21 protein-coding genes and 2 pseudogenes are annotated in these 21771 nt (G+C 69.3%); 7 read left to right on the forward strand and 16 right to left on the reverse strand.

The genetic code is table 11. From position 1 onward, the window contains the following. Positions 1–8 precede the first annotated feature (8 nt). A complete protein-coding gene (locus PV419_RS04340; RefSeq protein ID WP_319686324.1) occupies positions 9–1382 on the reverse strand; it encodes an MFS transporter in 1374 nt (457 codons plus the stop codon). Positions 1383–1418: 36 nt separating this feature from the next. Further along, positions 1419–2306: an amidohydrolase family protein gene (locus tag PV419_RS04345; protein WP_319686722.1), complete on the reverse strand. Its 888-nt coding sequence runs from the start codon at positions 2304–2306 to the stop codon at positions 1419–1421. Here PV419_RS04345 and PV419_RS04350 point away from each other — a divergent pair. Continuing rightward, entirely contained in the window at positions 2245–2577 is a 333-nt protein-coding gene (locus tag PV419_RS04350) for a hypothetical protein (RefSeq protein ID WP_319686325.1), read from the forward strand. The two genes, PV419_RS04345 and PV419_RS04350, sit on opposite strands and share 62 nt — an antisense overlap. Here the strand turns inward: PV419_RS04350 and PV419_RS04355 are convergent. The 7 genes from PV419_RS04355 to PV419_RS04385 all read right to left on the reverse strand — a co-directional run bounded on the left by PV419_RS04355 (position 2561) and on the right by PV419_RS04385 (position 9384). Then, positions 2561–3889, reverse strand: a complete 1329-nt coding sequence (locus tag PV419_RS04355; RefSeq protein ID WP_319686326.1) for an aromatic acid/H+ symport family MFS transporter — start codon at positions 3887–3889, stop codon at positions 2561–2563. The genes PV419_RS04350 and PV419_RS04355 overlap by 17 nt on opposite strands. 170 nt (positions 3890–4059) lie before the next feature. Beyond that, complete coding sequence (locus PV419_RS04360) at positions 4060–5010, reverse strand: VOC family protein (protein ID WP_319686327.1); 951 nt, start codon at positions 5008–5010, stop codon at positions 4060–4062. Beyond that, positions 5007–6083, reverse strand: coding sequence for a 4-oxalomesaconate tautomerase (locus PV419_RS04365; protein ID WP_319686723.1), 1077 nt, complete (start codon positions 6081–6083; stop codon positions 5007–5009). The genes PV419_RS04360 and PV419_RS04365 overlap by 4 nt, the downstream gene beginning before the upstream one ends. Before the next feature lie 32 nt (positions 6084–6115). After that, entirely contained in the window at positions 6116–6829 is a 714-nt protein-coding gene (locus PV419_RS04370; protein WP_319686328.1) for a 4-carboxy-4-hydroxy-2-oxoadipate aldolase/oxaloacetate decarboxylase, read from the reverse strand. Continuing rightward, positions 6826–7614: a PIG-L deacetylase family protein gene (locus PV419_RS04375; RefSeq protein WP_319686329.1), complete on the reverse strand. Its 789-nt coding sequence runs from the start codon at positions 7612–7614 to the stop codon at positions 6826–6828. The genes PV419_RS04370 and PV419_RS04375 overlap by 4 nt, the downstream gene beginning before the upstream one ends. Before the next feature lie 61 nt (positions 7615–7675). After that, positions 7676–8326, reverse strand: coding sequence for a GntR family transcriptional regulator (locus PV419_RS04380; RefSeq protein ID WP_319686330.1), 651 nt, complete (start codon positions 8324–8326; stop codon positions 7676–7678). Between the two features lie 212 nt (positions 8327–8538). Further along, a complete protein-coding gene (locus PV419_RS04385) occupies positions 8539–9384 on the reverse strand; it encodes an oxidoreductase (RefSeq protein ID WP_319686331.1) in 846 nt (281 codons plus the stop codon). A gap of 144 nt (positions 9385–9528) precedes the next feature. On the opposite strand from PV419_RS04385, the gene PV419_RS04390 reads away from it, so the two are divergent. Beyond that, positions 9529–10128 (forward strand): TetR/AcrR family transcriptional regulator, encoded by a 600-nt coding sequence (locus tag PV419_RS04390; protein WP_319686332.1) that lies wholly within the window; start codon positions 9529–9531, stop codon positions 10126–10128. Here the strand turns inward: PV419_RS04390 and PV419_RS04395 are convergent. Next, positions 10100–10540, reverse strand: a pseudogene (locus tag PV419_RS04395) (extradiol ring-cleavage dioxygenase); the annotation flags it as partial. The gene PV419_RS04390 and the pseudogene PV419_RS04395 overlap by 29 nt on opposite strands. Between PV419_RS04395 and PV419_RS04400 the strand changes: the two are divergent. The 3 genes and pseudogenes from PV419_RS04400 (at position 10451) to PV419_RS04410 (ending at position 11992) form a co-directional block, all read left to right on the forward strand. Next, positions 10451–11260 carry an amidohydrolase family protein gene (locus PV419_RS04400; protein WP_415925226.1) on the forward strand — a complete coding sequence of 270 codons (810 nt, stop codon included), beginning with the start codon at positions 10451–10453 and terminating at the stop codon, positions 11258–11260. The pseudogene PV419_RS04395 and the gene PV419_RS04400 overlap by 90 nt on opposite strands. Before the next feature lie 80 nt (positions 11261–11340). Beyond that, a pseudogene (locus tag PV419_RS04405) lies at positions 11341–11475 on the forward strand (TetR/AcrR family transcriptional regulator); the annotation flags it as partial. Between the two features lie 97 nt (positions 11476–11572). Beyond that, positions 11573–11992, forward strand: coding sequence for a hypothetical protein (locus PV419_RS04410; RefSeq protein WP_319686754.1), 420 nt, complete (start codon positions 11573–11575; stop codon positions 11990–11992). A gap of 22 nt (positions 11993–12014) precedes the next feature. Here the strand turns inward: PV419_RS04410 and yicI are convergent, their stop codons facing one another. From yicI to PV419_RS04440, 6 genes are all read right to left on the reverse strand, one after another. Beyond that, on the reverse strand, positions 12015–14336 hold the full coding sequence (gene yicI, locus PV419_RS04415; protein WP_319686334.1) for an alpha-xylosidase: 2322 nt from the start codon (positions 14334–14336) through the stop codon (positions 12015–12017). A gap of 1 nt (position 14337) precedes the next feature. Further along, positions 14338–15756 (reverse strand): GH1 family beta-glucosidase, encoded by a 1419-nt coding sequence (locus PV419_RS04420; protein WP_319686335.1) that lies wholly within the window; start codon positions 15754–15756, stop codon positions 14338–14340. 67 nt (positions 15757–15823) lie between these two features. Continuing rightward, on the reverse strand, positions 15824–16648 hold the full coding sequence (locus tag PV419_RS04425) for a carbohydrate ABC transporter permease (RefSeq protein WP_319686336.1): 825 nt from the start codon (positions 16646–16648) through the stop codon (positions 15824–15826). Next, the gene (locus tag PV419_RS04430) at positions 16645–17598 is read right to left on the reverse strand and encodes a sugar ABC transporter permease (RefSeq protein ID WP_319686337.1); all 954 of its coding nucleotides are present in this window, start codon (positions 17596–17598) and stop codon (positions 16645–16647) included. Before PV419_RS04430 ends, PV419_RS04425 begins: the two co-directional genes overlap by 4 nt. Positions 17599–17607: 9 nt before the next feature. After that, positions 17608–18840, reverse strand: coding sequence for a sugar ABC transporter substrate-binding protein (locus tag PV419_RS04435; RefSeq protein ID WP_319686338.1), 1233 nt, complete (start codon positions 18838–18840; stop codon positions 17608–17610). 248 nt (positions 18841–19088) lie between these two features. Continuing rightward, a complete protein-coding gene (locus PV419_RS04440; protein WP_319686339.1) occupies positions 19089–20159 on the reverse strand; it encodes a LacI family DNA-binding transcriptional regulator in 1071 nt (356 codons plus the stop codon). A 232-nt stretch (positions 20160–20391) separates the two neighbouring features. On the opposite strand from PV419_RS04440, the gene PV419_RS04445 reads away from it, so the two are divergent. Together PV419_RS04445 and PV419_RS04450 are read left to right on the forward strand one after the other, a co-directional pair. Beyond that, positions 20392–21084 carry a haloacid dehalogenase type II gene (locus PV419_RS04445; protein ID WP_319686340.1) on the forward strand — a complete coding sequence of 231 codons (693 nt, stop codon included), beginning with the start codon at positions 20392–20394 and terminating at the stop codon, positions 21082–21084. A gap of 103 nt (positions 21085–21187) precedes the next feature. Then, positions 21188–21652, forward strand: coding sequence for a DUF5709 domain-containing protein (locus PV419_RS04450; protein WP_319686341.1), 465 nt, complete (start codon positions 21188–21190; stop codon positions 21650–21652). Positions 21653–21771: the final 119 nt, after the last annotated feature.

Below are 21771 nucleotides of genomic sequence, written 5' to 3' on the forward strand. Positions count from 1 at the left end.
CAGCTCTGTCATGTCCTTGACATTTCGCCTACCCCGTCACCCACAACTGTCGAACACTGATTTCGGCCAGATCTCCGGGTGCGCGGGCCGAACACAGCCAGAGCGATGGCGCCGACCATCCAGGTGCCGGCGATGAAGTAGAAGACGCTCCGATAGCCGTGGCTGTCGTAGAGCGCCGCGACGATCAGTGGTCCGGCGGCGTTCGACAGCCGCCCCAGGCCGTAGGAGATGCCTGTTCCCAGAGAACGGCTGCGGGTGTCGAAGAGTTCGGGAGAGTAGGCGTAGGCGAGGGCCGTGTAGCCGCGTTCGAAGAGGTTCACCATAAATCCGAAGACCACGATGAGTACCGGGTTGAAGGTGAGACCGTAGAACAGCCCGCACAGTGCGATGACCGTGCCGAAGGCGACCAGGCACCACTTGCGTTCGAACCGGTCCGTGACCAGGGACGCCAGATAGGAGCCGAGCGGTGCGCCGACCGTGGTGAGGGCCACGTAGAACACCGATTTCTCGACGCTGAAACCCTCCTTGGCCAGCAGGGTGGGCGCCCAGCTCGAGTAGCCGAAGAAGCCGATGGTCTGCGTCACCCACACCACCGTGAGCAGCACCGTCGGGACCAGGTATTTCTTCCGCAGCAGCAGGCGCAGCGGCACCTTGGTCGACGGTGTTTCGCCCACCGGCGGCGCCGGCTCGGGCAGGGGGCCCTTCTCCGTGGCGACACGCGTCTCGATCTCCCGCAGGACCGCGTCGGCCTTGGCGTGTTCTCCTCTGCTCTCGTACCAGCGGGGCGATTCCTTGAGCTGACGGGTGAAGAGGACCAGCAGGATGCCCAGGGAACCCCAGAGGTAGACCAGTCGCCACGACCAGTCGGTGAGCGGCACGACCGCGCTGGCGATGAGGTTGGTGGCCGGGGTTCCGCAGATGCCGATGACGATGGCGTACGCCTGGTATTTGCCGCGGACGGCCGCGGGATACATCTCGTTGACGTAGATGACGGCCACGACGGTCATGGCCGACAGGCCCGCCGAGGTCAGAATCCTGAAGACGCCCAGCGACACGATGTCCCAGGAGAACACCGACACGAAGGAGAAGACGCCGAACCACAGCGTCGTCTGCAGCAGCGCCCGCTTGCGCCCCCACCGGTCGGCGATGGCTCCGGCGGCGATCGCCCCGACGAACATGCCGACGAACGACAACGAGGTGACGTAGGCGATCTGGTCGACCGACACGCCCCATAGGTCGATCAGTTTCGGTGCGGTGGTGGCGAAGGTGTTGATGTCCGCGAACTCGAAGAAGTACGCGAAGGACACGATCAGCAGGGTGGTTGTGTGGAACCGGGATATCGGGAGTCTGTCCAGCCGGTTCAGCGCATTGGAGTTCCGCATGGGAGGGATGGCCCTTCGGAGGATGGATCGGGTGTCTCAGACGTCTTCGCCGGGCCAGTACAGGCTCATGGGGTTGTGGACGAGCAGCTTGCGCTGTTGCTCGGTGGTCGGTGCCACATGCGGGATGTGGTCGACCAGGAGTCCGTCGTCGGGCATGTGGTCGGTGAGGTTGGGGTGCGGCCAGTCGGTGCCCCACAGGACCCGGTCGGGGAACTCCTCCACGACGCGCCGCGCGAAGGGCACCACGTCCGTGTAGGCGTGCCGCTCGCCGTGGAGAGCCCGGGGGCCGGTGACGCTCAGGCGCTCCGGGCAGGTCACCTTGGCCCACACGTCGTTCTCCTCGACGAAGCGCAGGAAGCGGGAGAACTCCGGTCCGCCCACCGGCCGGGTCACATCGGGCCGGCCCATGTGGTCCACGACCAGCGGGGTGGGCAGCGAGCCGAAGAAGCCCTCCAGCTCCGGCAGGTCGGCGCTCTCGAAGTACAGGACGATGTGCCAGCCCAGCGGGGCGATCTTCTTCGCGATCGCGCTCAGGTCCTCCTGGGGCGAGGAGTCGACCAGGCGGCGCAGGAAGTTGAACCGCACACCGCGCACGCCCGCCGCGTCCAGTGCGCGCAGCTCGGTGTCGCTGACGTCCGGACGGACGGTGGCGATGCCGCGTGCCCTGCCGTCGGCCGCGCGGACAGCGTCGACCATGGCGGTGTTGTCCGCGCCGTGGCAGGTGGCCTGCACGATGACATTGCGGGAGACGCCCAGGTGGTCGCGGAGCGCGAACAGCTCGGTCTTGCTTCCGTCACAGGGCGTGTACTTGCGCTCCGGCGCGAAGGGGAACTTGGCCTGCGGGCCGAAGACGTGGCAGTGCGTGTCCACGGCTCCCGGCGGGAGCCGGAAGGCCGGCTGGGACGGGTCGGCGTACCAGTCCAGCCAGCCGGGCGTCGGGCGGACGGCGGGCGTGCCGTCGTCGGCGCGGTGGGGGGACGGTCACCCGCCGGACGGTCAGTCGACGCAGCGCAGGCCGGCGACCATGTGCTCTTCCTTCGGCCGGGCAGCGGCCCTGGCGCTGCGGCGGGGCGTCGAGCCGAAGGCAGGCGGCGCGGGCGTTGTGTACCTGGATCGCCGCGAAGTCGTCCGTGGGGAGTTCGGCCGCCGCCACGTGGCGCAGGTGCGGGTCGCCCCGGTCAGTGGGCGGCCATGAGCTCCGGGTCGGCGCCGGTGCGCGCCGCCTGTTTCGAGCCGCGCACCGCGGCGAGGCCGATGAAGACCATGGACGACACGCCCGCCAGCGCGAAGGCGGTGAAGCCCCAGTCGCCTTTGTTCGCGTCGAGCAGATGGCCGCCGAGCCACGGTCCGAAGACGGCGCCGAAGCGGCCCATGCCGGAGGTCCAGCCGACGGCGGTGGCGCGGTTCTCCGGGGTGGAGCGGATCGAGACCGTCGCGTAGATCATGGTCTGGGCGCTGTTGAGGAACACGCCGGTGAGGAAGACGACCGTGAACGTCAGCGCCGGCGGCATGTGGATGCTGAGCAGGAAGACACCGGCGGCGGTCAGCGCGAACCAGATCGACGAGATGCGCGGCGCGCCGAAGCGGTCGGAGGCCCGGCCCGCGATCAGCATCCCCACGATCCCGCCGAGGTTGAACAGAACAACAAACGTCAGCGCGGAGCCCAGCTCGTAACCCTCGCTGCGCATCAGGGTCGGCAGCCAGGTGGCGACGCCGTAGACCAGCAGCAGACCGCCGAAGGAGGCCACCCAGTACAGGAGGGTCTGGGTCCACTCGCCGCCGCGGAAGAGGTTGGCCAGGCTGGTCCAGCGGTCGGTGGTGGCCGGGCGGCCGGATTTGGTGGCCGGCAGCTCGACGTCGTAGCGGCTCGCCAGCGCGTGGGCCTCCTCGGTACGGCCCTTGGCGAGCAGGAAGCTCAGCGACTCGGGCATGAGCTTCGCGAGCACCGGGACGAAGAGCAGCGGGGCCACGCAGACCCAGAAGGCGGCGCGCCAGCCGAGCGGTTCCACGACCCACAGGGCCACGTAGGCGGAGAGGATGCCGCCCGCGTGGTGGGCGGTCATCAGCATGCCGATGGTGAGGGCACCGCGGCCGCGCGGGGCGAAGTCGGACACCATGCTGATCGCGGTGGGCAGCAGCCCGCCGAGGCCGACGCCGGCCAGGGTCCGGCCGAGGCCGAACACCGTGACGCTGCCGGAGACCGCGCACAGCCCGGAGGCCAGCGAGAAGAGCGTGACACAGCAGACCATCAGCTTCTTGCGGCCGATCCGGTCGGCGACCGTGCCCGCGGTCAGGGCTCCGACCAACATGCCGAAGGTGGCGTAGCTGCCGAGGTCGCCGGCCTGGCCCGAGGTGATGCCGAGCGCCTTCTCCTTCAGCATGTGGGGCAGCACCGAGCCGTAGATGAACATGTCGAGGCCGTCGAAGAGCACCGCGAGCCAGCACAGGACGACGACCAGTACGGCCAGTCTGCCGCCGCGAGTGGCCGGGCGGAGTGAGGAGGACATCCTTGTTTTCCTCTCATGCGTAGTGCGCTAGACGCTAAAGAGCCCGCACCAAAACAGTCAACACTTTTGTCAACAATCTCAGCAACAATCCAGTGTCAGGTGCCCGGCGCCTACGACGAAGGGCCGCACACGGCCGTGTGCAGCCCCCGTCGCGCCGTCCGTTCCCCGCCTCACGCCACGGGCGGAGTCCCGTGCGTATGGAAGGACTCGATGGTCTTCAGTCCCCAGGCCTGGCCCTTGGCCCGCTCGGCCTCGGTCCAGGTGATCAGTGGCCAGTCGGGCGCGAGCACCAGGCGCGCGAGCGGGTTGCACAGTTCGATGCGGTTGCCGCCCGGCTCGTAGACGTACAGGAAGAACGTCTGCTGGATGGCGTGCTTGTGCGGACCCGTCTCAATGAACACACCGGTGTCGATGGCGAGGTCGGCGGCGCGCAGGATGTCCTCGCGGGTGTCGGTGGCGAAGGCGATGTGATGCAGCCGCCCGGTCGAGCCGGACCAGTCCTCGGTGTAGACGACGTCGTACGACTTGTCGGTGAACGTCAGCCAACGAGCCGCGATCCTCCCGCTGTCGAGCCGGATCTGCTCCGTCGGCCTCGCCCCGAGGACGTGCTGCTGGAACTCGGCGTTGGCGAGCACATCGGCGGCGAGGAAGTTGACGTGGTCCAGGCGGCGCACGCCCACGCCCCGGTTGGGCTTGGCCTGCGGCTGATTCTTGAGAGCCGGCTTCAACTCCTCCGGGGCCCGGTAGTGCTCGCTCTCCCAGTACAGGGCGTGTTCGTGTCCGTCCGGGTCGGTGGTGAGATACAGCTTGCCGATGCCGGGCTCGTCCTGACCCCAGCGGCCGGAGCCGCCCGCCTCCTCGATCGCCTTGATACGGCGCTGAAGGGCCTCCTCACTGGAGGTGCGCAGGGCGAGCCGGCCGAGGCCGGGCCGCTCGCGGGCGGTGAGCACCAGGCTGTGGTGCTCGTAGTCGTCGAAGGTGCGCAGATAGACGGTGCCGCCGCCCTGGCCGTTGACCGTGAGGCCCAGGTAGTCGGTGAAGAAGGCGACGCTGGCGTCCAGGTCCGGGGTGAACAGCTGGGCGTGGCCGATGTGGGCGATGTCGCCGAGCGGCGGAGTCATCGTTGGCCTCCAAGGGGTTGCGAGGGCATCGGTGCCGTCTCGGCGGACCTGGGGAACACGGCGCCGTCGAAGACCTTGCGGGCCGTACGCACCACGGCGGTACGGCGGGCGGAAGGCAGGCCATCGGGAGCGCCGCCGAGGCTGCTTTCGATGTCGAGGAATCCGGTGGGATGTTCGATGCGCATGGGGTCACGACCGGCAGGAAGCACCGCGAGGTCCGCGCCCACGCCGCCCGTGACACGCAGGCCGGCGGCGACACTCGCCGCGCCCAGCACACCGATCGAGGCGTGACAGCGCACGGGGATGAAGGTACGGGTGGCGACCGCGCCACCGTCGCGGGGCGCCGCGAGCAGCGTGAGCTTGGGCACGGTGGTGTTCGCGACATCGCCCAGGCCCATCAGCCGGCCCGCCGCCAGACGGATCGTGTGGAGCCGGCCGGCGAGATCCTGATCGGCCTCCAGCTCGGCAGGCGACTCGTAGCCGGTGACCTCCAGCGAGGCGGCCTCGATGAGGACCGTCGGCATGCCGTTGTCCACGCAGGTCACCGGGACACCCTCGATCATGTCCCGGACATTGCCGGTGGGCAGCAGCGGGTTCGTGCCCGGCCGGAACTCGATCACCACGGGCGCGGCCGTGCCCGGCACGCCCGAGATCTCGGCGTCTCCGGTGTAGTCCACGCGCCCGCCCGGGGTGGGGAAGGTCGCGGTGGCGAAGTCGCCGGAGTTGACCATCCGGATGCGTACGGAGGTCCGCTCCTCCCCCGCCGCGACCAGCCCGCGCTCCACAGCGAACGGACCGATGCCGGCGAGGATGTTCCCGCAGTTCTGGCGGTCACTCACCTCGGGCTTGTCGACGGCGACTTGGAGAAACAGATAGTCGACATCGGCCTTCGGATCGGATGAGGGCGACACCACGGCCACCTTGCTGGTGAGCGGATGCGCGCCGCCCAGACCGTCGATCTGCCGCTCGTCGGGGCTGCCCATGATCCGCAGCAGCAGCTCGTCACGGGCGGCCGGGTCGGCGGGCAGGTCCTCGGCGAGGAAGTAGGCGCCCTTGGAGGTGCCCCCGCGCATCAGCAGGCAGCGCACCTCCTCGGGCACACGGGTCACGACCGCTCCACGGCAGACGCCGCATATTGTTCGTACGTCTTGTACTCGACGCCGAGCTTCTTGAGCGTGTCCCTCAACCCATAGCGATCCAGGCCGAGTTGGCCCTCGAGGAACGCGGCCCGGGAGGCGGCCTCCTTGGCCTCGCGGGCCGCGGACTTCTCGGCCGTCTCGCGGGCGCGCTCGCGCGGTACGACCACCACGCCGTCGTCGTCGGCGAGGATCACGTCTCCCGGGCGGATCACCTGGCCGTCGACGGCGACCGGCACATTGACCGAGCCGCCGGTGGCCTTGACGGTGCCCTGCGCGGACACGGCCCGCGACCAGGCCGCGAAACCCATCTCGCGCAGCTCCTGGGTGTCACGGATGCCCGCGTTGATGACGAGGCCGCGCACACCGCGCCGGTGCAGTGCGGTGGCGAACAGCTCGCCGAACATGCCGTCGGTGGACGGAGAGGTGGTGGTGACGACCAGGATGTCGCCCGCGCCGCACTGCTCGACGGCGGCATGGATCATGAGGTTGTCGCCGGGCCAGCTGAGCACGGTGACCGCGGTGCCCGCGACCCGTACGCCCTGCTGGACGGGGCGGACCTCCGGCCCGAGCAGACCGGTGCGGCCCATCGCCTCGCTGACGGTGGCCACGCCGAAGCCGGCCAGCGCGTCGACGTCCTCGGCGTCCGCCTTCGGCGGGTTGGTGACGATCACGCCGCTCACGCCAGCTCCTTCGCGATCTGCGGGTACGGACGCATGTACGCCTCAGCCATGGTCTTGTGGGCCAGGCCCAGATTGGGGCCGGCATTGCGCTTGAGCTGAACGCCGCGACGTACGGCGAGGTCGGTGTAGTAGTTCCACAGGTGCTGCTGGGCGCCGAGGCACTCCATCGCCCCGCGCTTGGTCTCCCACACATCGGTGATGTCGAGCAGCACCTCGGGCTTGAACCCGCTCATCTCGGGCTGGTGCGGCTCGAAGAAGAAGACCGGCGGGGCGCCGATGATCTCGCCGGGGCCGGGGTAGCCGATGGCCTGGGCAAGGACCCGGGCCTCCAGCGCCATGCGGTTGGCGGCCGGGTGATCGCCGTTGTAGGGGTCCTCGGCCGGATGGGTGAGCACGACGTCCGGCTGCGTCTCGCGGTAGACCTCGACCAGCTTGTCGGTGAGCTCGGGGGTGGCGACCAGCGGGTAGTCGCCGGCATCGAAGAAGCGGACCTCGGCGCCCAGGGTGGCGGCGGCACGCTCGGCCTCCTCCCGGCGCATCGCCTTGATCTCCTCCAGCTTCCTGCCCTCGCGCCACGCCTTGGCGGACTCGCCGCGTTCGCCGAAGGTCAGACAGGCGATGGTGACCTTCTCCCCGCGGGAGGCGGCCAGGGCGATGGCCCCACCCGCCCGCCACACGAAGTCCCCCGCGTGCGCGGTGACGACGAGTGTGGAGCGGGAGGGGGGTCCCCCCTGCTCGAGCGAAGCCGAGAGCTTGGGGGAGGCGGGCGCGTTGCCGTGCGTCATGCTCGAATCTCCTTGGTGGACAGGTGGGCGCCCGCCTCGCACGTGTGCCGGTTGCCGCGTGTCAGCCGCGCAGCGCCTCGATCACGCTGCCGAGGTGGGCACGTACGGCCGTCTCGGCCGCCTGCGGGTCCCTGGCCCTGATCGCCTCGATCATGGCCAGATGCTCGCTCAGGGATTGCTGGGGACGCCCCGGACGAAGAGCCAACTGGAAGCGGTGGCGCACCAGTTGTGCGTTGAGCCGCTCCAGCAGTTCCACGGCCGTCTGCTGGCCGGAGAACTCCCGGATCCGGGCGTGCAGTTCGTGGTTGAGCTCCGAGTAGGTGACCGGCTCACCGTCCGCCACGGCCTTGGTCATGGCCGTGCCCAGCTCGGTGAGTTCGGCCAGTTGCTCGTCACCGGCCGCGACGGCCGCCTTCGCCGCGCACAGCCCTTCAAGGACCATGCGGCACTCGGTGATGGCGACCGCTTCCTCCACAGTCACCACCCGCACCCGCGAACCACGGTTACGGATCCGCTCGACCAGACCCTGGGCCTCCAGGTCGATCAGCGCTGCCCGGATGCTGGCCCGCGTCACACCGAACTGCTCGGCGAGCTCGTTCTCCACCAGCCGCTGTGCCGGTGCCATCTCGCCGTGCAGGATCGCCTGCCGCAGCTGCGTGAACGCATGCTGTTTGGCCTGCTCTCCGGTGTTCGGACGGGCTTCATTCGGCATCGTTGCTCTCCCTGAGTGAGTGCCTGTCGAAGCTAAATCTATCCCAACAGAATTGTCAACAATCTTGTTGCCGTGATTGCCCACACCGCGCGAGCGTCAGCGGATCGTGATCGGATTCCCGGTCGGTGCCAGACGGGACACCGCGCCGCCCGGCGCACACGGGACCGGGCGACGCGGCGCGGAACGCCGTCGAGCGGCGAGCCGATGGGCGGTCAGGCGAGGTCGGCGAGGTCGTGGTCGGTGAGGGTGATCGCGCGGGCGGCCAGGTTCTCCTCCAGGTGTGCCACCGAGCCGGTGCCCGGGATGGCGAGGGTGACCGGGGAGGAGGCCAGCAGCCAGGCCAGTCCTGTCTGCGCGACGGTGGCGCCGTGCCGGGCCGCGACCTTGGCCAGGCGGTCGTCGGCGAGGTCCCGGCCCCCGCCCAGCGGGAAGAACGGCACGAAGGCGATGCCTGCCTCCTCGCACACCGCCAGGAGGTCCGTGTCGTCGCGCCGGGCCACGTTGAACTGGTTCTGGACAGCCGCGACCGGGGCGATGGCGCGGGCCTCGGCCAGGTGGTCGGCGTCGATGTTGCTCAGCCCCAGGTGGCGGATGAGGCCCTCCTCCCGCAGCGCGGCCAGGGCCTCGAAACGCGCGGCGAGCGACTCGCCGTGCGGGGGCTCCATCATGCCGATGCGCAGGTAGACCAGGTCGAGGCGGTCCACGCCGAGGCTGGTGAGGTTGTCCTCGACCAGGGCGCGCAGATCACCGGCGTCGGCCTGGTACGGGCCCTCGGGGCCGAAGACGGGGCCGACCTTGGTGGCGATGACGAGGCCCTCCCGGTAGGGGTGGAGGGCTTCGCGGATCAGGGCGTTCGCACGGACGGAGCCGTCGCCACTGCGGTAGAAGTCCGCGGTGTCGATGTGGTTCACGCCGAGCTCCACGGCTCGCCTCAGGACCGCGTGGCCGGTCTCGGAATCCCGGGCGGGGCCGTGGAAGTCATTGGTGGGCAGGCGCATGGCACCGAAGCCGAACCGATCGATGGTGAGGTCGCCGCCGAGGCGGAATTCGCTGGTCATCCGGGTGACTCCAGAGGTGATGGCCGCATGGGGCCTGATACGGGTGTGACGACGAGGCGGTTGGCCGAGCCGACCACCGAGCACACTAAGATGCACATGAGCATCTTACATTAAGATGCGCGACCGTATCTTATGGAGTGTTCCGTGCCAGGCAAGCAGATGCGTCGACGAGGGGCTGAGCTGGAGAACGCGCTGCTCACCGCCGCTTGGGATGAGCTGATCGAGAACGGCTATGAGAGCCTGACCATGGAGTCGGTGGCCGAGCGGGCCAGAACCAGCCGACCCGTGCTGGCCCGCCGCTGGGCCGACCGACCGACGCTGGTCATGGCGGCCATGCGCCACTGGTTCGAGCAGAACCCTCTCGCCACCCCCGACACCGGATCGCTCCGCGGGGACCTGCTGGCCTACCTGGAGGACAAGTCGGCCAAGCGCGCCGAACTGATGGCGGTGCTGCAGGTGCGTCTCACCGCACTCACGAAGGAGGCGGGCACGTCCCCCACCGAACTGTTCGAGCGGATGGGGCTGAATCCGATGGCAGGATTGGACGACATCTGGGAACGGGCCGCCCAGCGCGGGGAAATCGACCCGGGCGTGCTCCACCCACGCATCCGGACACTGCCCTTCGAACTGGTCGGCGCCGAACTCGCGCACACCTGGCAGCCGCTCGCCCGCGAAACCATCGAAGAGATCCTCGACGTCATCGTCCTACCGCTGGTCAGCGGTCAAGGATCCCGTTTCCGCTGAGGGCGGGGACGGTGTCCTCGCGGCGGGTGAGGGAGCGGGCGCCGAGTCGGAACTGGTCTAGTTTGTCGATGATGGTCTGGCCGACGGGGGTGTGGCCCCAGATGCTGATGCCCTGGTGGGTGGTGGGCTGCCAGGTGGACTCGTCGATGATGACGGGGTTCCAGCCGACCTCCCGTTCGAAGCCCGACGGTGTGCGGGCGTAGTAGGACAGCTCCTTGTCGTTGGTGTGCTGGCCTATGGACAGGGCCATGTCGAAGCCGAGTTCGCACACGCGCTGGTAGCTGCGGGCGACGTCGTCGAGGGTCGCGGCCTGGATGTTGAGGTGCTGGACGCGGGTGCGGATCGGGTCGAGGGGCAGGCCGCGAACGGCGGCCACGGCGATGGAGTGGTGGCGTTCGTTGACGCGCAGGAACCACTTCTCCGCGTCCCTCGCCACCGAACACGTGGGCGTTTCGGCCACTTCGCCACTCTTCCCATACCCGACACGACGGCCTCCGTCACGGAGGCCGAGCGGGCCCTTGACGAACTCGGCGCCGACGGCGTCACCCTGCTGGCCAACAGCCGAGGCACCTATCTGGGCGGCAGCGGCCAGGACAGGCTGTGGCAGACCCTCGACGACCGGGGCGCCGTGGTCTTCGTCCACCCCGCCGACCTGCCCGCCCGCGTGGTGGACGGCATCCCGCCGTTCGCCGCCGACTTCCTCCTCGACACCACCCGCGCCGCATACCTTCTGGTCCGCAACGGCATCGTCCGCCGCTTCCCGTCCATCCGGTTCCTCCTCAGCCACGCGGGCGGCTTCGTCCCCTACGCCTCGCACCGCATGGCCGTCACCATCGCGGGCGAGTCCGGCCGCAGTCCCCTCGACGTGCTGGACGACTTCCGCGCCTTCTACTTCGACACCGCCCTGTCCTCCAGCCCCGCCGCCCTGCCCACGCTGCTCGCCTTCGCCCGCCCCGGCCACGTCCTGTTCGGCAGCGACTGGCCCTTCGCTCCCACGCCCGCCGGCCAGTACTTCGCCAACGGTCTCGACACCGGCGGGGTCCCGACACCGGCGCGACCGCTCCCCCTGCGACTGCGCCAGTCCGCCCGACGGACCGCCGCCCGCCTCGCGTTCAAACTCGTCCAGCCCTGAGCCAGCCTGAAGAAATATTCAAAAAACAAGGGGGAGGCTAGAGCGCAGGTGACGCGAGTACGGGTGGGATGGAGTACGCGATGGCCGACAAGACCACGCCCCGGCGAGTCGACCGGCGGAGGGCGCGGACGCGGAGCGCGCTGGTGTGCGCGGCCCAGCGTCTGCTGGCCGAAGGGCGGGCCGACGTCCCCATCCTGGAGATCACCGAACGCGCCGACATCGGAGTCGGTTCCTTCTACAACCACTTCGACAGCAAGGAGGAGCTGTTCCGGGTCGCGGTCGAGGAGGCGCTGGAGTGGTGGGGGCTCCCTGATGGACCGCCTCGCCGCGGACATCGACGACCCCGCGGTCGCGTACGCCCAGAGCTTCCGCATGACCGGCCGCCTGCACCGCCGCCACCCCGAGCTGAGCCGGGTCCTCCTCCACCACGGACTCGAACTGGCCCACTCCGATCGCGGCCTGGCACCACGGGCGTTGCAGGACATCCGCGCCGCCGTGGACGCGGGGCGATTCGAGGTGGAGGACCCGGACCTCGCGCTGGCGGTGACGGCGGGCGCCACGCTGGCCCTGGGCGCGCTGCTGCACGCGCAACCCGAACGTGACGACGCGAAGTCCGCGGACGTGGTCGTCCGCGGACTCCTGCGGCAGTTCGGCATCCCCGCCGACGAGGCCGGGCGGATCTGCTCGCTCGATCTGCCCGATCTCGACCTTGTCGACACCATCGTCGGTTGAGTGGACACCCCCCTGCGCCGGCTCACATGGCGGACGGAACGGTCAGACGGCGGGTGCCGGGCAAAGCCGGGTACAGGGCGCCGGCCGGGTGCGCTTGGGCGTCATCGGCCGGGGCAGCCCCCACGACCACCACGTTCCAGGGCAGTTCGCTCTCGGCCTCGACGACGATCTCACCGCCCGAACGCCGGGTGGTGAACACCGCGGCGGCCGCGGAGCCCGACCGTGTGGGGATGGTGGTGACGGTCTCGGAGCCGTCGGCCCCGCCCGGGTACACATGAAGTGTCACGCCGTCCGCCCAGTCGTACCGCGGACCGTCGTCCACCGCGCCGAACGGGACCGCCGAGCCCGGCCGGGCCAGCAGCGGCAGCGTGGCGAAACCATGCCGCTCGCGCCGCCAGCCCGGACCGCTGACCCGCTCGCCGGTGAGCACATGGGTCCAGGTGCCCTCCGGTACGTAGTACTCGACCGTGCCGTCTTCGCTGAACACGGGGGCCACCAGCAGATCACCACCGAGCATGTACTGACGGTCGAGCGCGTGGGTGCTCGGGTCCTCGGGGAATTCCAGCAGCATGGCCCGCATCACCGGCGTGCCGGACTCCTTGGCCTGGACCGCCGCGTGGAAGAGATACGGCATCAGCCGGTGCTTCAGCCTGGTGAAGTCACGGGTGACCTCGACCGCCTCCTCGCCGTAGTCCCACGGCACACGGTAGGACTTGCTGCCGTGCAGCCGGCTGTGCGAGGAGAGCAGGCCGAACTGCACCCACCGCTTGAAGACGGCCGGCGGCGGGGTGCCCTCGAAACCACCGATGTCGTGGCTCCAGAAGCCGAAGCCGGACAGGCCGAGCGACAGGCCGCCGCGCAGCGACTCGGCCATCGCCTCGAACGTCGACTCGCAGTCGCCGCCCCAGTGGACCGGCATGCGCTGGCCGCCCGCGGTGGCGGAACGGGCGAAGAGCACCGCCTCGCCCTCGCCGCGCTCCTCGACCAGCAGGTCGAAGACCGTCTCGTTGTAGAGCTGGGTGTAGTAGTTGTGCATCCGCTCCGGGTCCGAGCCGTCGAACCAGACGACGTCCTCGGTCGGCACCCGCTCACCGAAGTCGGTCTTGAAGGCGTCCACTCCCTGGCCGAGCAGGAGTCGCAGCTTGGCGGCGAACCACTCGCGGGCGGCGGGATTGGTGAAGTCCACCATGCCCATCCCGGCCTGCCACTTGTCCCATTGCCAGACGTCGCCGCCCGGCCGCTTCAGCAGGTAGCCGCCCGCCATGCCCTCGGCGAACAGGGGGGACTTCTGCGCGATGTACGGATTGATCCAGACGCAGACGCGCAGTCCCCGCTCCTTCAACCGGGACAGCATCCCCTCGGGGTCCGGGAAGACCGCCGGGTCCCACACGAAGTCGGACCACTGGTACTCCCGCATCCAGAAGCAGTCGAAGTGGAAGACGCTGAGCGGGATGTCCCGCTCGGCCATGCCCGCCACGAACCGGGCCACCGTCTCCTCGTCGTAGGAGGTGGTGAAGGAGGTCGACAGCCACAACCCGAACGACCAGTCCGGTGGCAGCGCGGGCCGGCCGGTGAGACCCGTGTAGCGGCGCAGCACGTCCTTCGGGGTGGGCCCGGCGATGACGAAGAATTCGAGGGACTGGTCCTCCACGCTGAATTGGACCCGGCCGACGCTCTCGGAGGCGATCTCGTAGGAAACCTTGCCGGGGTGGTTGACGAAGACACCGTAGCCACGGTTGCTCAGGTGGAAGGGCACGTTCTTGTACGCCTGTTCACTGCTGGTGCCGCCGTCGGCCTGCCAGATGTCGACGCTCTGGCCGTTCTTGGTGAACGGGGTGAAGCGCTCGCCGAGGCCGTACACGGTCTCGCCCACGCCGAGCGACATCTTCGCCAGCATGTGGTGGCGGTCGTCGGCGTCGGTGACGAAGCCCAGGTCGCGGGAGCCGAGTGAGGTGATGACCTTGCCGCCGGAGACGAATTCGAGGTTGCACGGGCCCTCGGTGCCGGCTTTGAGGGACAGCGCGCCGGAAACGAGCTCGACGGTCGAGCCCTCGCGAACGGTCTTCGCATGCCCACCGTCCGGGTCGGGAGTGAGCGGGAACTGAGGGGTTCGGGGGCGCATACCGCCGTGGTGCCACAGCCGTACACCGATGACACCCTCGGCGGGTGACCACGCCTCCACCGTCACCAGCGGGCCGTTGAGCGTGTCACCGCGGTGCCGGACCCGGGTGACCGGCGCGTAGAGGGTGAAACGGTCGTCGGCGACGTCCACATCGGCGACGGAGGTGGCATAGCGGGCCGTCACCCCTGGCCGCATCTGCCAATAGCCGTCGGTGAACTTCATCTCAGCGCTCCTGCGTGGACGTGCGATGGGCGGTGATCAGTTCACGGAACCAGTGGTAGCTGTCCTTGGGCGTACGTTCCTGGGTCTCGTAGTCGACCCGTACGATCCCGAAGCGCTGACCGTAGCCCCGGGCCCACTCGAAGTTGTCCAGCAGCGACCAGCAGTAGTAGCCGCGGACATCCACTCCCGCGTCGATGGCGGCGGACACGGCCGCCAGGTGGTCGCGCAGATACGTCACCCGGTCGGTGTCCCGCACGGCTCCGTCCGGCGAGACGGTGTCGGCCTCGGCGGAGCCGTTTTCCGTGATGTAGAGGGGCGGCAGGTTCGGGTACCGCGTGGACAGGTCCACCAGCAGTTCGGTGAAGGCCTCGGGGACGACGGGCCAGCCCATGGTGGTGTGCCGGGTGCCGTACGGGTCGGTCTCGGCGACCCGGATGTCCACGCCGGTGCGCCGGGACGCGTCGGCCTCCGCGTACGGTGCGTCGGTAACGGTCAGCGGGCGGTAGTAGTTCAGCCCCACGAAGTCCAGTGGTGTCCCGATGATGTCCAGGTCACCGTCGCGGCGGTACGTGCCGTCAGCCAGCTCGCCCCAGGTTTCCGCCTCGTCGGCGGGATACCGCCCGTTGAACAGGGGCTCCGTCCAGACCTCGTTGTGCAGCGTCTCGGCGCGGCGCAGCGCGGCCAGATCGGCCGGGGAGGAGCCGGCCGCGTGGATACGGTCGAGATTCAGGGTGATGCCGACCTGGGAGGCTCCGGCCTCGCGCAGCACCCGCACCGCGTGCCCATGGGCGAGCAGCAGGTTGTGCGCGGCGGCCAGGGCTCCGGTGCCTTCGCGGGCGCCCGGGGCGTGCCGTCCTTGCCCGTATCCCACGAAGGCGGAGCAGAAGGGCTCGTTCAGGGTGATCCACCGGCCGACCCGGTCGCCCAGTCGCTCCACCACCAGCCGGGTGTACTCGGCGAAGGCTTCGGCGGTCTCCCGGACCCGCCAGCCGCCCCGGTCCTCCAGCGCCTGCGGCAGGTCCCAGTGGTACAGCGTGACGGCGGGGGAAACACCGGCTTCGAGCAGTGCGTCGGTGAGCCGGTCGTAGAAGTCCAGCCCCTTCGCATGGGCCGGGCCCGTGCCGCGCGGCTGGATCCGCGGCCAGGCCACCGAGAAGCGGTACGAGTCGACGCCGAGTCGGCGCAACAGCTCGACGTCCTCCCGGTAGCGGTGGTAGTGGTCGCACGCGATGTCACCGGTGGCGCCGCCCTCGGTGCGGCCCGGAGTGTGGCTGAAGGTGTCCCAGATCGACGGTCCGCGGCCGTCCTCGTCGTGCGCACCCTCGATCTGGTAGCTCGCGGTCGCGGTCCCGAAGACGAAGCCGGGCGGGAAGACGGGAAATCGCGCGTTGCCCGATGAGTGGGGTGACGTGCTGCTCATGCTGTATTGCGGACCTTCCGGGTCTGAGAGGTGTGCGTGACGTGCTCGTGCGCGAGGGTCGTGCGTACTACTTGACCGAACCGCCGGTGATTCCCGCGGCGACGTACTTCTGGGCCAGTATCAACAGGACCGCCGCCGGGACGGCGGAGACGACGGCCGTCGCCATGACCGCGCCCCAGTCGCTGACGTGGGCGCCGATGTACTCGTACATGCTGAGAGTGATCGGCTTGACGGCGTCCGTCGTGTTGAGCGTCAGGGCGAACATGAAGTCGGACCAGGCGAAGAGGAAGGTGAAGAGCCCGGCCGTGATGAGCGAGTTACGGCTGATCGGGAGCACGATGCGCACGAAGGCGGTGAAGCGGTTCGCCCCGTCGACCATCGCCGCCTCCACGATCTCCTTCGGGATCGACACCATGAAGGCCCTCAGCAGCACGATGGAGAACGGCAGCCCGAGCGAGGCGTCGGCCAGGATCAGCCCTGCGAGCGAGTTGACCAGGTGCAGGTCGACATAGGCGCTGTAGAGCGCGTTGGCGATGACGATGCCGGGCACCATCTGGGTGATCAGGGTGCCGAACACGATGGACCGGCCGCCCTTCAGACCGAGCTGGGCCAGACCGTAGGCGGCGGGCGCCGCCATCGCGAGACAGACCACGACCGCACCGAGCGCGACGACCAGGCTGGTCACGAGTGAGCCGCCCTGGCTCTCCAGCGCCCGGTCGAAGTTCGACCAGCCCGGCGAGGACGGGAACCAGCTGGTCGAGGCGAGGCTTTCGCCCGGCTGAAGGGCGATGTTGAGCATCCAGTACAGCGGGAACAGCAGGATGGTCAGAACAACCAGCGCGATGACGGTGTTACTGCCCCGTCGCAGGGTGCGGTTGGACACGGCGATCACTTCCCCTGAGCGAAGTCGGACCGGTTGGCCCGGAGATAGAACACGGCGAATACCGCGCTGATGAGGATGAGGACGTTGCCGACCACCGCGCCCTGACCGAAGTCGAGCTGCTGGAAGGACAGTTGATAGGTGGCGGTGCCGAGGGTCTGAGTGGAGTCGGCCGGACCGCCGCCGGTCAGCGCGAGGATCAGGTCCAGGATCTTGATCGTGGACATGAAGCCGAGGACCAGGACCACCGTGATCACCGGCCGCAACTGCGGCAGGGTGATGCTGCGGAACGTACGCCAGGGGCCGGCGCCGTCGAGCGAGGCGGCCTCGTACATCTCACGCGGGATCTCCTGAAGCCCGCCGTAGAGGATCACCGTGTTGAACGGGATGCCGACCCAGATGTTGACCAGGATCGCGGACAGCAGGGCGACGCTCGGACTGCTCAGCCAGGGCACCGGCTCCGAGGTGAGGTGCAGGTTCATCAGCAGGGTGTTGAGCACCCCGGTGTCCTGGTCGAGGAGTTTCCGCCAGACGACCGACGAGACGACCATCGGGATGAGCCACGGGAGCAGCAGCACCGCGCGGGCGAAGCCGGACAGCCGGAAGCGCCGGGAGAAGAACACGGCCAGCGCCAGGCCCAGGACGAACTGGCCGAACAGTGAGCCCAGCGTGAAGAGGGCCGTGTGCCACAGAGATTCGGTGAACAGCTGATTGCCGAACACTGCGGTCCAGTTGTCGAGGCCGTTGAACGGTGCCTCGCCGGTGAAGAAGGTACGCGGTGTGTAGTGCTGGAAGCTCATGACGACGTTGCGTACGAGCGGATACCCGAAGAAGGCCAGCATGTAGAGGACGGCGGGCGCGATGAAGAGCCAGCGTGTCAGCGTGGCGCGGGACCCTCGCCGACCGGGGACCGCGGGGCTTGCCGCCACGGACTCGGCGGGCACAGCGGTAGTGGTGCTCATGAAGTCTTCTCACTCTCCGCCGGCCGTGGCCTGCGCCTGGGCACGCTTCAGCGCCGCTTCGGGCGAGGAGCTGCCGGTCAGAACGGACTGGAAAGCGCCCGCCAGAGCGCTGGAGACGGCCGGCCACCGGGCGCCGACTTTGGCGGTACGGGAACGGGCGGTGGCGACCGTGTCGGCGAAGCCCGCGAGCTTCGGATTGTCGGCCTTGTACTCGGCGGCGGCGGATCCCCTGGTGGGGATGTTGTTCACGCCCGCACCCCAGCCCACCTGGTTCTGGCGTTGGTTCAGGCAGTTGAGGATCTTGGCGGCGGTGGCCTGGCGTCCGGTCTCGCCGGTACGGGGCAGGGTCATCACGGTTCCACCCATCGGAGCCACCGGAGATTTGCCGGCCACGGGCACCGGGATGGTGGTGACCGCCCAGTCCAGGGACTTGTGCTGGCTGAGCACGGGGACCTGCCACGGGCCGTTGACCATCATGGCGGTCCGGCCCGCGATGAACTGATCGTTGACGTCCTGCTGGTTCCAGGTGACCACGGCGCTTGAAGCGGACCGGTCGGTGACCAGATCCTTCCACAGCTGGACCGCCTGGACACCCTTGCCATTGTCGATGTGGGCCTCGTCGCCGCCCGCGGACCAGAAGAAGGGAAGAAACTGGTAGACCCCGTCCGCGTCGGGCGTCGCGCTGAAAGCCATCCCGAACGTCTTCCCCCGGGTGAGCTTCTTGGCCGCCGCCTTCAGCTCGTCCCACGTGGCGGGCGGTGTCACCCCCGCCTTCTTCAGCAGATCCGTGTTGTAGAACAGCGCCAGGGTGTTGACCGAGCGGGCGATACCGTACGCGGTGCCCTTGAAGCTCCCCATGCTCACGGCACCCGGCGAGAGCCCGTCCAGACTCACGCCCGCCCTCTTCAGCGGGACCAGGCCACCGGTGTCGGCGAACTGCGGCAGCTCCGATCCGTCCAGCTCCAGGATGTCGGTCATCGAGTGCGACGACGCCATCCGGAGAGCCTTGGTGGCCACTTGGGCGGCGGGGACACTGGTCTGCTCGACCTTCACCCCGAGCGGCTCGGCGCACCGGTCGAAGAACTCCTGCTGTTGGTCGTGCTCATGCTGGTCCGTGGCGGAGTTCAGCACCGTGATGGTGTTGGGGTCGGCCCCCCGCGCGCACCCGGTGAGGCCGGACGAGGCCACAAGGAGGGCCAGGAGCAGGACCGGCGCCGGAGGGCGGCGGCGAAGGAATGGCATGTGGGTGTCTCTCAGTTCGGGCTACGGCTCTGTAAGGAGACGGAGGTCGTGCGAGATCGGAGTTCCGGGGGACAGCACCCGAGGCACGCGGCGGCTCTCATCGAATCGATTCGACGATGGCTGCAGTGATGTTAAGGGCATGTATCTGATGGCGACAAGAGCCTCAGGAGAAGAAGGTCAGCCGCAGCGGCGCCGGGCCGGCCTCGTGGGATCCGGCGAGGCAGACGCGCGGGAAAAGCGTGCGGAGATCAGGTCCGCGCGGCGGTGAGCGGCGTGTCCCCCGGCAGCAGGGCCGGGGCGATCAGCAGATGACCGACGGTGTCGGCGAGCAGCCGGGATGCGGCCTCCGCGTTTTCCGCGATGGTCTCGCGCAGCGTGGCCGCGGCCACGGCGAGCCGGGTCACTTCGCCGGCCAGCGTCTCCACCGGCAGTTCGACACGAGGCAGCCGACGGCTGGACGGGTCTTCGGGCAGGGCGCCGATCACGACGACGGTGAGGTCCTCGGGTATACGGAGCCCGGCACCGGTCACGGAGGTCAGGATGTGGTGATGCGCGGAGGGGTGCTGCACGATCAGCGCGGTCGGCCGTCCACGCACTCCGTCGTCCGCGCGCTCCGCGAGCAGCTCCCGGAGGCGGCGGGCCAGCCCGGCCGGATCGTTCACCGCATGGGCCACCGTGACGGTGGCGCCGGTGCTCCGGGCGCCGCGGGTGGCACCGGCGATACCCCGGAGCGCGTAACTGCGCCTGGCCGCCACTTCCGCTTCGGTGGGTGCGAGGTAGACCATTTCGCGGTGCCCCGCGGCGGCCAGCTCACGCACCGCGAGGACGGCGGCCTCCTCCCAGTCCAGGTCGGTCCACGGCAAGGCGTCCTCGTCGGCCGGCCGGCCGATGAGCGCGGCCGGAAAGGCCAGCTCCCGTACGACGTCGATCCGGGCGTCCTCCATGTCGACGGCCATCAGCACCGCCGCGTCGGCGAGCCCGCTCAGTGCCACGCGGCGCAGCCCCTCGGCCTTGTCCTGGGACGTGGTGAGCAGCAGGTCGTAGCCGAGGCTCATGGCAGCGTCGCTGACCTCTATGGCGAAGGGGCCGTCCACAGCGTTTCGCCGACCGGCCGGTCGGGGCAGGGCGAGCGCGATCACATGGGTGCGGCTGCTGCGCAGGGTCCGGGCGCTGGCCCGCGGATGGTACCCGAGCGCGTCCACGGCCTCCTGAACGCGCCTGCGCGTCTCCTCGGAAATGGGCCGGGAGCCGTTGAACACATAGGAGACGGTGCTCGGCGCGACCCCGGCGCGCTGGGCGACATCCCTGATGGTAGGCAACCTCGACCCCTCGGTGATGCGGGCACGACGACGAGTAGCCCGAGCGGCGGGGCCCCATCATATATCGGACCCCTCACCTGCGGATCCGGCAGCCGCCAGGCCCGCTGTCACATGACTTGTCGCGGGTGATGGGCAGTCGGTTCGCACCACGTTACCGCCTTGACCGGTGACGAGCCCGATGACAAGATCGTCACCTGCTGATCCGGTGACACCAGCACGAACGGGAGAACGCATGGCCGAGATCCCCGGCATCGACGTCGTCGTCTTCGACGTCCTCGGAACACTGGTCGACGAACCCAGCGGGCTCCGAGCGGAAATTCGCCGCGCCGTGCCCGCGTCCGACGATGCGTCCGTCGACGAGCTGCTCACCTCGTGGCAGCGGTATGGCGAGCTCGAGCAGCAACGCATCGCGCAAGGGCACCGCGCGTACGTCAACACCGAGATCATCGACGGAGAGGCTGCCCGGCTGGTGGCCGACCGTGCCGGACTCGCCGATCCGGCGACCATAGCCCGGCTGGCCACAGCGGGTCAGCGCTTGCCACCCTGGGGCGACTCCGCCGCCGGTCTCGAGCGGCTCGCGCAGCATTTCCCCGTGCTCGGGCTCTCCAACGCCAGCCGCACCGCCCTGCTGCGACTCAACGCACATGCCGGGCTGCGCTGGCACCAAGCCCTGTCCGCCGAAGCCGTGGTGGCCTACAAGCCGGCGCCGGAGGTCTACCAGCTCGCCATCGACACCGCCGGATGTCCACCGGAGCGCGTGCTCATGGTGGCCGCCCACGCCTGGGACCTCCGTGGAGCCCAGGCCGGCGGCATGCGGACCGCCTACGTCCAGCGCCCGGTCGGGGATCCGCCGACCAGCTCCGATGTCTTCGACTGGCGGTTCAATGGGCTGGACGAACTGGTCACCGCGCTGACGGCGAGGTAGCCGGGCATCGATGCCGACCGTTGCCGAGACGGCAGGTGCGGTGCGAGGCTTGAGAGGAGGGCTGCGTCCAGCTTTCCGCCCCCCTGAGGACTAGGGAGCGCACATGGCCGACGAGGCGATGGGAGACGAGGTCTACCAGCCGGATGGTTCGGAAGTACAGGACGACGTCGGGCTGCTGGACGCGTCGGACACCCTGGACTACCGGGGCGGCGACCAGGCCCTGGACGAGGGTTACTCGCCCCCGGAGAGGCCTTGGGCCGTGGAGCACACCGGTGTCACGGCGGCGGAGCAGCAGCGGGGGGAGAGTCTGGACGAGCGCCTGGCCGAAGAGGTACCGGACATCGGTGTTCCGGAGGGCGACGGTATCGGGGACACCTCGGACACCGACGGTGAGCTCATCGACGACGAGGTCGGCGGCGAGCGCGCCGGACGGCTTGTCGCACCGGACGAGGGCGCCCATGAGAACACCGAGTCCGACCTGATCGCTTCCGACATCGGCCTGGACGGGGCGGCGGCGTCGGCCGAGGAGGCCGCGATCCATCTGATCCCCGACTCCGAGACCTACTGACGGGACGGGGAGCGCGGAACGGCGCGGTGGTCAGTTCGCAGCCGGGTTGGCGGGGTGCTCCGGGCATGTAGGGGGACCCCGCGCCCGTGGCTTGCCGGAGCCGTCCCCACCGGTTGCGA

Source organism: Streptomyces sp. ME19-01-6, from assembly GCF_033793745.1.
Lineage (GTDB): Bacteria > Actinomycetota > Actinomycetes > Streptomycetales > Streptomycetaceae > Streptomyces.

Coding starts and splice junctions, on each gene's coding strand:
- PV419_RS04445 (WP_319686340.1), top strand. CDS start 20,392: ATGGCCGAGATCCCCGGCATCGACGTCGTCGTCTTCGACGTCCTCGGA.
- PV419_RS04355 (WP_319686326.1), bottom strand. CDS start 3,889: ATGTCCTCCTCACTCCGCCCGGCCACTCGCGGCGGCAGACTGGCCGTA.
- PV419_RS04375 (WP_319686329.1), bottom strand. CDS start 7,614: ATGACGCACGGCAACGCGCCCGCCTCCCCCAAGCTCTCGGCTTCGCTC.
- PV419_RS04340 (WP_319686324.1), bottom strand. CDS start 1,382: ATGCGGAACTCCAATGCGCTGAACCGGCTGGACAGACTCCCGATATCC.
- PV419_RS04380 (WP_319686330.1), bottom strand. CDS start 8,326: ATGCCGAATGAAGCCCGTCCGAACACCGGAGAGCAGGCCAAACAGCAT.
- PV419_RS04385 (WP_319686331.1), bottom strand. CDS start 9,384: ATGACCAGCGAATTCCGCCTCGGCGGCGACCTCACCATCGATCGGTTC.
- PV419_RS04430 (WP_319686337.1), bottom strand. CDS start 17,598: ATGAGCACCACTACCGCTGTGCCCGCCGAGTCCGTGGCGGCAAGCCCC.
- PV419_RS04420 (WP_319686335.1), bottom strand. CDS start 15,756: ATGAGCAGCACGTCACCCCACTCATCGGGCAACGCGCGATTTCCCGTC.
- PV419_RS04410 (WP_319686754.1), top strand. CDS start 11,573: ATGGACCGCCTCGCCGCGGACATCGACGACCCCGCGGTCGCGTACGCC.
- yicI (WP_319686334.1), bottom strand. CDS start 14,336: ATGAAGTTCACCGACGGCTATTGGCAGATGCGGCCAGGGGTGACGGCC.
- PV419_RS04365 (WP_319686723.1), bottom strand. CDS start 6,083: ATGCGCGGGGGCACCTCCAAGGGCGCCTACTTCCTCGCCGAGGACCTG.
- PV419_RS04435 (WP_319686338.1), bottom strand. CDS start 18,840: ATGCCATTCCTTCGCCGCCGCCCTCCGGCGCCGGTCCTGCTCCTGGCC.
- PV419_RS04450 (WP_319686341.1), top strand. CDS start 21,188: ATGGCCGACGAGGCGATGGGAGACGAGGTCTACCAGCCGGATGGTTCG.
- PV419_RS04360 (WP_319686327.1), bottom strand. CDS start 5,010: ATGACTCCGCCGCTCGGCGACATCGCCCACATCGGCCACGCCCAGCTG.